Source organism: Achromobacter sp. DH1f, assembly GCF_000633435.1.
GTDB classification, from domain to species: domain Bacteria; phylum Pseudomonadota; class Gammaproteobacteria; order Burkholderiales; family Burkholderiaceae_B; genus Achromobacter; species Achromobacter deleyi.
Window position 1 is genome coordinate 272,069 of sequence record NZ_AYMF01000023.1, and the last position, 10,639, is coordinate 282,707.

Below are 10,639 nucleotides of genomic sequence, written 5' to 3' on the forward strand. Positions count from 1 at the left end.
GGCCGCCGCCATGTCCCCCACCACGCTCTCCGGCGCCACGCCGCCCGCCGCCGTCACCTGGCCGGCCTGGGCTCGCCAGGCCGCCTGGACCGCCGCGCCCTGGCTGCTGCCCCTGACCCTGATCGTGCTGTGGCAGACCGGCGCCAGCCAGGGCTGGATCTCGCCGCAGGTGCTGCCCCCGCCCGCCTACGTCTGGGACACCCTGCGCGACCTGGCCACCAGCGGCGATCTGTGGCTGAACACCCGCGCCAGCCTGCAACGCGTGCTGGTGGGCTTTGCCCTGGGCAGCGTGCTGGGCCTGCTGCTGGGCACCGCCATGGGCCTGTCGCGCCGGCTGGAAGCCTACGTGCTGCCCACCTTCAATGCGCTGGTGCAGATTCCGGTGCTGGCCTGGCTGCCCTTCGTGCTGCTGATCGTGGGCATCGGCGAACCGCTGAAATACATCCTGATCGCCAAGGCCGCGCTGGTGCCCGTCACGCTGAACACGCTGCAAGGCTTTCGCCAGGCCAGCCCGGCGCTGCGCGAAGTGGGCAGCGTCTACGGCTACAGCCGCCGCCAGGAAGTGCTGGAAATCGTGCTGCCGCTGGCCCTGCCGACCCTGTTCACCGGCCTGCGCCTGGGCTTCACCAAGGCCTGGCTGTCGCTGGTGGTGGTGGAACTGGTGGCGTCCAGCGAAGGCCTGGGTTACCTGATCGTCTACGGCCGCCAGCTGTTCCAGCTGGACCTGGTGATGGCCGCGGTGATCGTCGTGGGCGCCATCGGCTACGCCATCGACCGTCTCCTGGACTGGGCCGAAACGCGCCTGATCCACGGCCCCCGCGCGGCCCGTCTTGTCCCCACCGAGGCCCGTCCATGAGCGCATCCCTGTCCCCCGCAACGTCCCGCGACGCCGCCGAGCTGGCCGCATCCCAACCCCTGGCCGTGCGCGGCGCCGGCCGCTGGCGCGGACTGGTGCTGCCGGTGGCCGCCATCGTGCTGTGGTGGCTGGCGGCGCGCGCCGACCTGGTCAATTCCGCGCTGCTCGTGTCGCCCGAGAAGGTGCTGGCCACCGCCATCGACCAGATCCTGGGCGGCAAGCTGTGGCGCGCCCTGGGCGCCAGCCTGGGCCGCGAACTCACCGGCTTTGCCATCGGCACCGTGTCCGGCCTGATCCTGGGCGTGTTGCTGGGGCTATCCCCCGCGTTCAACCGCCTGGTCGGCCCCAGCTTCAACACCTTCAAGCAGATTTCCCTGTTCGCCTGGATACCGCTGATCTCGGTGTGGTTCGGGCTGGGCGACACGGCCAAGGTGGTGTTTCTGTCGCTGGCCGCGCTGGTGCCGGTGGTGGTCAACACCTGCGACGGCGTGCGCAACGCGCCGGCCAAGCTGCTGGAAGTGGCGCGCGTCTACCAGTACACCCGCTGGCAGACCTTCACCCAGGTCGTGCTGCCGGCCGCCGCGCCCGCCATCTTCACCGGCGTCTACCTGGCGCTGATCTATTCCTGGCTGGCCACCATCGGCGCCGAATACCTGCTGGTGGCGGGCGTGGGCATCGGCAACCTGCTGATCGAAGGCAGCGAACACTTCCAGATGGACCTGGTGATCTTCGGCATGTTCGTCGTCGGCCTGGTGGGCTGGCTGATGAACGCCCTGGCCCGCCTGGCCGAACGCCGGCTGGCGCGCTTGCGCGGCCAGGACCAATAACCCGCGGGAAACCTCAAGCATGGCTCAAGACAATTCGCTGGACCTGGAACTGCAATCCGTCGGCAAGCGCTACCCCAGCGCCCAGGCCGAAGGCGGCGTGCTGCAAGTGCTGACAGGCGTGGACCTGGCCATCCCGGCCGGGCAATTCATATCGATCGTGGGCGCCAGCGGCTGCGGCAAATCCACGCTGCTGCGCCTGATCCTGGGGCTGGACGACAGCTACGAAGGCGCCATCACCCTGGGCGGCCAGCCGGTACGCGGCACCAGCCCCGAACGCGGCATCGTGTTCCAGGACCACCGCCTGTTCCCCTGGTTGAACGTGGCGCAGAACATCGGCGTGGGCCTGCGCAATGCCAACCTGCCGGCTTCGGAAAAGCGCGACCGGGTGGCCGAGCACATCGCCCTGGTGGGGCTGGAAGGCTTCGAGCAATCGTATCCGCACCAGATCTCGGGCGGCATGGCGCAGCGCGTGGCGATTGCCCGCGGCCTGGTCAACCGGCCGCGCGTGCTGCTGCTGGACGAGCCCTTCGGCGCGCTGGACGCCCTGACCCGCGCCCGCCTGCAGACCGAACTGCAGCGCATCTGGCAAAAAGAACGCATCACCATGATCCTGGTGACCCACGATGTGGAAGAAGCCGTCTACCTGGGCGACCGGGTGGTGATCATGCAGCCGCGCCCGGGCCGCATCCGCCGCATTGTGGATGTGCCGCTGCCGCATGCCCGCAACCGCAGCGACCCGCGCTTCATCCGCCTGCGCGACGACGTGCTGTCCGACTTCCTGGAACCCGACGGCGCCCCTGCCGACGACAGCCCGCCGCTGGGCGTGGATGCCAATGCCGGCGTGCCGGCGCTGCCGTCCCTGGCCTCGCTGCGCATGGCCTGGTAGTACCGCCCCGGCTGCGCGGGCCGCACCGCCCGGGCAGCCTGCCCCCAAAACGTATCGCCCCCGCGATCCCTGGCCGCCGCGCCCGGGGATCGCCTATCCCGTTACCTGGAGTCCGCCCCATGTCCCGCCCTTCGCGCCAGATCAAGCTAGGCGCCTTCCTGATGCAGACCGGCCACCACATCGCCGCCTGGCGCCACCCCGATGCCCAGGCCGATGCGCCCATCAATTTCCGCCATTACGCCGACCTGGCCCGCCGCGCCGAGGCCGCCAAGTTCGACGCCGTGTTCCTGGCCGACTCGGTGGGCGTGCGCAATACCGACCTGCCGTCGCTGTCGCGCACGGCCCGTAGCGACCATTTCGAACCGCTGACGCTGCTGTCGGCCCTGGCCGCCGTCACCGAGAGAATCGGCCTGATCGCCACCGTGTCCACCACCTACAACGAGCCCTACCACGTGGCGCGCAAGTTCGCGTCGCTGGACCACATCAGCGGCGGCCGCTCGGGCTGGAACCTGGTCACGTCCAGCGGCCAGGGCGAGGCGCAGAATTTCAACCTGGACGAACACGTGGAACACGCCCGCCGCTACGCCCGCGCCGCGGAATTTCACGATGTGGTGCTGGGCCTGTGGGACAGCTGGGAAGACGACGCTTTCCTGCGCGACAAGGCCAGCGGCCAGTATTTCGACCCGGACAAGCTGCACCCGCTGAACCACCGTGGCGAACATTTCTCGGTCCGTGGCCCGCTGAACGTGTCGCGCTCGCCGCAGGGCCGCCCGGTGGTGGTGCAGGCCGGCGCATCACCCGCCGGCCGCGACCTGGCCGCCCGCACCGCCGAAGTCATCTTCGTGGCCCACCAGACCTTCGACGAGGCCCAGGCCTTCTACCGCGACATCAAGGGCCGCGCCGCCGCCTATGGCCGCGACCCGGACGACATCAAGATCATGCCCGGCATCTTCCCCGTCATCGGCCGCACCCAGGCCGAGGCCGAAGAGAAATTCGCCCGCCTGCAAGACCTGATCCACCCGGTGGTGGGGGTGCAGCTGCTGTCCAACATGATCGGGGGCTTCGATCTGTCGCGCTACCCGGTGGACGGGCCGCTGCCCGACATCCCCGAGACCAACGGAGGCAAGAGCCGCCAGCAGTTGCTGATCGACCTGGCACGCCGCGATGGCCTGACGATCCGCCAGCTGTACCTGCGCATCGCCGGGGCCCGCGGCCACCAGCAGGTAGTCGGCACGCCCGAAAGCGTGGCGGACCAGCTGCAGCAATGGTTCGAAGAAGAAGGCGCCGACGGCTTCAACATCATGTCGCCCTGGCTGCCGGGCGGGCTAGATGATTTCATCGAACTGGCGCTGCCCGAGTTGCGGCGGCGCGGGTTGTTTCGTACGGAATATGAAGGCAATACGCTGCGAGAGAACCTGGAGCTGGCGCGGCCGATGCATCGCGCGGCGCGCGGGCATCCGCCCGAGGCCCGCACAGCCGATGCCCGGGCCGAGCGAGTCGTTGCCTAGCCGCGGCGCAGTCCGGCCCGTGCTGCAAGCTCTCAAAACATTCCAGCACTTGCCACGAACTTTCAGAATCTTCCAATTCCCTGCACGTTCCACGGACGCGACCATGACGCACTCCCCCCCGTAACCGCCCCTGGCCGGATACGTACTACCCTTCAGCAGCTCCGGTTATTCCCGCTTTGAGTTGGTTCGATTTGCGTAGGCGTCCCTCCTTGGCCCTGGGCCAAGGACCGATCTATGCGTATTGCCCTGACCCCTCTCGCCGCGGCGTTGCTCGCCGCCTGGCTGCCCACGATGTCCCTGCCGGCCCAGGCCGCCGAGCGTGGGCAAATCAACGTCGATGATCCCGCCGGCAACACGCAGTTCGTGCTGGACAGCGGCGATACGGTGACATACACGGGCCAGGGCCCGGCCATCAGCGTGTCTCAAGGCAATGCCTTGCAAGGCGACAACATTACGGTCACCGGCATATCGACAACCGGCAGAGGCGCCGTTGGCGTGGCTGCCGCAAGCGGCGGCGCCGTCACGCTCACGGGCAGTGTCATCAAGACGCTGGACGGATCGCCGCAATCCCACGCCTTGCAAGCGAGCGGCGCCGCCAGCCAGATCACAGTCCGTGACAGCGAAGTTTCTACGCAAGCCAACTATTCACATGGCGCCAAGGCCGATACCGGCGGCACCATTGATCTGCGCGGCGGATCCGTCGCCACGACGGGATCGCAAAGTATCGGCTTGTTGGCGGAAGGCGCCGGTTCCGCCATCACCGCCCGCGGTGTGTCCGTGTCAACCAACGGGGACACCGCCACCGGCGTCCGCGCCGCCGGTGGCGCCAGGATCACATTGGAAGGTGGCAGCGTCACCACCAGTGATGCCAATGCCTCTGGTATCTACATCACCGGGGCGGACTCTCTGGTGTCATTGACCAATACCGTCGTCACCAGCAGCAGTGCCTTCTACGGCGCCGAACTGTACGGCGGGAAGCTGGAGATGGATCGTGGCAGCCTGACCGCACGCACCGCCATCTACCTTCGTGATTCCGGCCCAGGGGGAGTCGCCTCGTCCGCCAAGATCAGCAATGCCACGCTGATCGCCACTGGCCACGGCGGCTTCGGCGTCGACCTGAATAACAAAGGAACGTCAGCCATTCTGGAAAACGTTTCCATTTCAGCGCTGGCCCCCCAGGGCGGGGGCGTTTGGCTGCCGGAGGAGGACACCGTGTTCTCTGCAACCGTGTTCGACATCACGTCCGATCATATCGGCATCGACAACCGGGCTGGCCGGGTCACGCTGGTCGACGGTACGATCAAGACCCAGGGCAATTTCGCCTATGGCCTGTACACATCCCGCGACTATGGCACACCGGCAACCGTGCGCGCGACGCGCGTTGACATACAAACCCAAGGCGACTCGGCCGTTGGCGTGCTGGTGCGGCGGGATGGGGCCGCGGCCGTGCTGGAAGATTCCACGGTAACCACCCAGGGCAACGGCGCCCATGGCCTGTACGCCAACGGTACCGGCGCCACCCTGGACGCGCGCAACACCGTCGTCCGCACTGCCGGCGCCAATGCCGCAGGCGCAGTGGCCAGCAACCGCGCCGCCGTGACGCTGAACCAGGTCAGCATCTCCACCCGCGGCGCCGGCGCGGCCGGCATTCGCAGCACCCTGGACACCGCCGGCCAGCGCAATACCGTATCCGTCACCAACGGCAGCCAGATCAATACCGAGGATGGCGTCGGCCTGCTTGCGGCCGGCGGCAGCCACACCTTCCTGTTCGACCATTCCCAGGTTGTCGCGCTGGCTGGCGGTAGATTGAACAACGGCGGCGTGCTGTTGCACTCGACCTTCCTTCCCGTCACCAGCGGCGGCACGACGACCAACATCGATAGCGAACAGGTGACGCTGGACGCCCGCACCCGATCCATCCTGGTCGGCGATGTGATCGCCGAGACCGGCACCGTGGACATTTCACTCACCGACAGCTCCAACCTGGAGGGCGCACTGATCCAACGCGGCACCGGCAAGATACGCAGTCTGACGCTGACGGACAGCAGCAACTGGACCGTCAACAACGACTCCACGCTGGGCACCCTGACCAACAACGAGAGTTTCGTCATGTTCGATGCGCCTACGCGCGCCACGGGCTTCAAGACCGTGACCGTCAATGACTATGTCGGCCCCAACGGCACGCTGATACTCAATACTCGCCTGGGCGACGATGCATCAGAGACGGACAAGCTCATCATCGACGGCGGCAACGCGTCCGGGCCTACCGGCGTGATCGTCAACAACGCTGGCGGTGCGGGCGCCGAAGCGCCGTCGGGCATTCGCATCATCCAAGCCATCAATGGCGGCACCACCACCCTGGACGCATTCCGCCTGACCGGTGGCACCGGCTTTCGCTACGGTACCCGCACCCTCTCCGTGAACGGCTACGAGTACAGCCTGGTCCGCGGCAGCCACGGCGCCGCGGATCAGGATTGGTACCTGACCAGCTACGTCAATGTCCCGATCCCGCCTGCCCCGGTAGATCCCATTAACCCCGAAGATCCCCAGGCGATCGCGCGGCCAATCAGGCCCGTGTCCCGCAACGTCTCGCCCGAAAGCGGCGCCTACCTGGGCAACCGGCTGGCCAGCGCTCAGTTCTTCATTCATGGCCGACATGACCGCACGCCGTCCTACGCCAGTGGCAATACCGCGGCCGATGCGGCACGCGATGGCGGCGGCGAGACCGCCGACGGCCGCGCCCTGAACACCGGCCGCGGCTTCTGGACCCGCGTCCAGGGCCGTCAAGACAGCGGCCTGCGCCTGTCGCAGGGCCGCGTTGCCATCGATTCGGACAGCGCCATCCTGCAACTGGGCGGCGACCTGGTCAAAGCGCCGCTGGGCCAGGGCGGCGTGCTCTACGCCGGCCTGATGGGCGGCCATGGCGACGCGCGCACCACGTCCACGTCCACCCTCATGCTGCCCGGCGGCGCCACGGTGCAGGCCCGCGCCCGCGGCAAGGTCTCCGGCTATTCGGTCGGGGTGTACGGCACGTTCTACCAGAACGCAGCGACCCGGATGGGCGCCTACGCCGATACCTGGCTGCAATATGGCCGCTATTCGAACCAGATCAACAGCGAAATCGGATCCACCCGCTACCATTCCACGGTCTGGAGCGCCTCGATCGAAGCCGGCTACGCCCTGGCGCCCTTCGCGCCCGGTTCCTCGCTGGGACCGGTCGTCATCGAGCCGCACGCTCAGTTGGTCTACAGCCGCTACGACGCCCAGGACGCCACGCTGCAAGGCACCCGCATGCGCAGCGGCAACGACAACGCATGGAACTCGCGCGTCGGCGTCCGCCTGTATCCGCAGGCCACTCCCAACACGCCGGCCGTGCGCCCGTTCCTGGAAGCCAACTGGCTGCACAACTTCGGCAACCCCTCGGTGCAAATGGGCCCCAACACCCTGGATGCCTCCCTGTCGCGCAACAGCCTGGAACTGAAGGTAGGCGCCGAAGGCCGCGTCAGCCGCGCCGTCCAGGTATCCGGCCACGTCTTCGGCCAGGCCGGCAACAACAACCAGCGCGGCTACGGCGGCATGGTGAATGTGGGGTATCGCTGGTAGCAGCCAGCCCCGCGCCAGCAGGGATATCAGGGCCGGGGGCGCTTTTGGCGGTGAATGTGTCCCGAATTACATCTTTCAGAATATTCCAATTCCGGACACCGCTCGAAGACGCCACCATGACCACACTACTGCCACGCAACCGCCTGCTGGCTGGCTACCTACAAGTACGTTTCGACGATTCCTGCTTTTGACAAATGGGTGTTGATGGATCTGTGTGGATGTGCCTGCCCCCGGGCCAAGGAACCTCTATGCGTATCGCTCTGAACCCCATCATGGTCGGCTTGCTCGCCGCCTCGCTGCCCACACTCCCCCTGCCGGCCCGCGCTGCCGAGCCCCTTTCCTACGCCGTGCCCGCCGCGGGCCTTCAGGTATCGAACGGCGACGCGCCCTACCATGGCAGCGGCGTCAATTTTGTCGTTGGCACAGCGGGCGACCCGGCTACGAAGGACATGATGGGCGTCCGGGCCGTCGCCGGCGGCAAAATTGAACTCACCAACAACAGCTCCGTCACCACCCTGGGCGACGGCCAAGCCGCGCATGCCTTGGCCGCCACGGGCGTTGGCAGCGAGATCACCTTCACCGATAGCCGGGCCAGCACCCGCGGCGACCTGTCCAACGGCGCCAACGCCACATCGGGCGGCAGCATCGTGATTCGCGGCGGGTCGGTTGCCACGACCGGCGTCAGCGCGGTGGGCCTGTGGGCGCAAGACGCGCGGTCCTCCATCACGACAACGAACGTGGACATCACCACCCGCGGCGATGACGCCGCCGGCGTCCAGGCCAACAACGGCGCCACCATCACGCTGAACGGCGGCAGCGTCACGGCCCTGGGCGGCTATGCCTCGTCAGGCGTCGAGGTCGCTGGGTTGAACTCTCAGGTTTCGCTGAACCATACCGTGGTCAAGGGCGGCGGTGACCACTACGGCGCGCGCATGAGCGGCGGCAGGCTCGATATGGAAGGCGGTAGCCTCACGGGCGGCATTGCACTCTATATGGGCGCCGATGCGGGCGGCGCGAGCAACCTTGCCTACCTCAACAATGCGGCGCTGATTTCCACAGGTTCCGGCGCCGCGCTCGACATGAATGCTGCCTATAGCTTCGTCTCCCTGTCGAATTCGTCCATTTCTGCGCAGGCCGCCGATGGCGGCGGGATATGGTTGCCGTCCAAGGACACCCAACTGATCGCCAACAATTTCGACATCACCTCGAATCTCACCGGCATAGACAACCGGCTAGGCAATGTCTCCCTTAACACGGGCACAATCACAACTCAGGGCGCGGGCGGCCATGGTCTGTACGTATCGCGCGAATATGGCAGCGCAGCGCTGATCGACGCCACCCGCGTCACCATCGAAACCCAGGGCAACCGGGCCAGCGGCGCCGAAGTCAGGCTGGGCGACCTGAACAGCCGCGACGCCGCCGAGATCCGGCTGCGAAACTCCCGCATCACCACGCGTGGCAACAACGCGCCCGGCCTGTTGGCCCGCGGGGCCTATTCGACCTTGTCCGCGACCGATACCGTCGTCACCACCTCCGGCGTCAATTCGTCGGGCCTGGTGACCAGCGAGGGCGCGACCACCACGCTCGACAATGTCCGCATGACCGCGCAAGGTGCCGGCGCCGTCGGCATCTGGAGCACCCGCGAGAGCGACAGCCAACTCAATACCGTCACCGTACGCAACGGCACCGAGATCAATACCCAGGACGGCGCCGCCCTTCGGGCCAACGGCGGCTACCATGTATTCGAAATCTCCGACGCCACCCTCACTGGACGGGCGGGCGGCAGCCTGGACAACGGCGTGTTGCTGCACACCGATTTCCTGCGCGTCACCAGCGGCGGCGTGTCCACGGATACCAACACCGTGCGGGTCACGGTAAACGCCGTCCGCTCGCGCCTGACCGGCGACGTGGTGGCCCGCGACGGCAGCGCGTTTGTCTCCCTGGAGGATGGGTCGATGCTGACCGGCGCCCTGCAAGAGCGCGACACCGGTCACGTCGACGGCATGAAGCTGGACGCCACCAGCACCTGGAACGTACGTGGCGATTCCACGTTGGAGCTGCTGGACAACAGCGGCACCGTGGCATTCATGGCGCCGACAGGCGGCGTGGGCTTCAAGACGATCACAGTCAGCAACTATGCGGGCGGGGGCACGTTGGTGCTGAACACGCAGTTGGGCGACGACACCTCGGCCACCGACAAGCTCGTGATCAACAGAGGAACCACAACGGGCAACACATCGCTGCGCGTTCTCAATGCCGGCGGCACCGGGGCCCAGACGCAAACCGGCATCCGTGTGGTTCAAACCATCAATGGCGCCACCACCACGGCGGATGCATTCCGCCTGGACGCCGGGTCCTCCGGCTATCGCGCCAGCGCCCAGACGCTGGCCCTGAACGGCTACGAATACAGCCTGGTGCGCGGCGGCAATGGCGGGGCAGCGTCGGATTGGTACCTGACGTCCGACTACACGGGGTTTGTCCCGCCCGTTCCCGTGGTACCGATTTCGCCGACCGATCCCGCGGTGCCGATTTCGCCGGCCGATCCCGTGTCCCCTGTCGTCCCCCCGCCGACGCCCCTGCGTATTGTCAGAAACGTCTCGCCCGAAAGCGGCGCCTACCTGGGCAACCGGCTGGCCAGTGCCCAGTTCTTCAACCATGGCCGCCACGACCGAACTCCCGCCTACACCAACGGCGCCAGCGCACCCTACGCGGCCGGCGACGGCGGTGGCGATGCTGCCGACGACGGCAGCGTCAACAGCGGCCGCGGCCTCTGGACCCGCGTCCAGGGCCGTCAAGACAGCGGCCTGCGCCTGTCGCAGGGCCGCGTTGCCATCGATTCGGACAGCGCCATCCTGCAACTGGGCGGCGACCTGGTCAAAGCGCCGCTGGGCCAGGGCGGCGTGCTCTACGCCGGCCTGATGGGCGGCCATGGCGACGCGCGCACCACGTCCACGTCCAC

6 protein-coding genes are annotated in these 10,639 nt (G+C 67.4%); all 6 read left to right on the forward strand.

Features of this window, described 5'->3' with window-relative positions:
• The first annotated feature begins 10 nt into the window (after positions 1–10).
• Complete coding sequence (locus U858_RS0119215) at positions 11–856, forward strand: ABC transporter permease (protein ID WP_025138785.1); 846 nt, start codon at positions 11–13, stop codon at positions 854–856.
• Positions 853–1,683 carry an ABC transporter permease gene (locus U858_RS0119220; RefSeq protein WP_198529741.1) on the forward strand — a complete coding sequence of 277 codons (831 nt, stop codon included), beginning with the start codon at positions 853–855 and terminating at the stop codon, positions 1,681–1,683. The genes U858_RS0119215 and U858_RS0119220 overlap by 4 nt, the downstream gene beginning before the upstream one ends.
• 19 nt (positions 1,684–1,702) lie before the next feature.
• Positions 1,703–2,569 (forward strand): ABC transporter ATP-binding protein, encoded by an 867-nt coding sequence (locus tag U858_RS0119225; protein ID WP_025138787.1) that lies wholly within the window; start codon positions 1,703–1,705, stop codon positions 2,567–2,569.
• Between the two features lie 119 nt (positions 2,570–2,688).
• Positions 2,689–4,077: an LLM class flavin-dependent oxidoreductase gene (locus U858_RS0119230; RefSeq protein WP_025138788.1), complete on the forward strand. Its 1,389-nt coding sequence runs from the start codon at positions 2,689–2,691 to the stop codon at positions 4,075–4,077.
• Positions 4,078–4,311: 234 nt separating this feature from the next.
• Complete coding sequence (locus U858_RS0119235; protein WP_157838825.1) at positions 4,312–7,680, forward strand: autotransporter outer membrane beta-barrel domain-containing protein; 3,369 nt, start codon at positions 4,312–4,314, stop codon at positions 7,678–7,680.
• Between the two features lie 248 nt (positions 7,681–7,928).
• On the forward strand, positions 7,929–10,639 hold a 2,711-nt coding region (locus tag U858_RS33785), incomplete at its 3' end, for an autotransporter outer membrane beta-barrel domain-containing protein (RefSeq protein WP_025138790.1).

Excerpts from the sequence above, each read along its gene's own strand:
- U858_RS0119220 (WP_198529741.1), top strand. The coding sequence starts at position 853 with ATGAGCGCATCCCTGTCCCCCGCAACGTCCCGCGACGCCGCCGAGCTG.
- U858_RS0119230 (WP_025138788.1), top strand. The coding sequence starts at position 2,689 with ATGTCCCGCCCTTCGCGCCAGATCAAGCTAGGCGCCTTCCTGATGCAG.
- U858_RS0119215 (WP_025138785.1), top strand. The coding sequence starts at position 11 with ATGTCCCCCACCACGCTCTCCGGCGCCACGCCGCCCGCCGCCGTCACC.
- U858_RS0119235 (WP_157838825.1), top strand. The coding sequence starts at position 4,312 with ATGCGTATTGCCCTGACCCCTCTCGCCGCGGCGTTGCTCGCCGCCTGG.
- U858_RS0119225 (WP_025138787.1), top strand. The coding sequence starts at position 1,703 with ATGGCTCAAGACAATTCGCTGGACCTGGAACTGCAATCCGTCGGCAAG.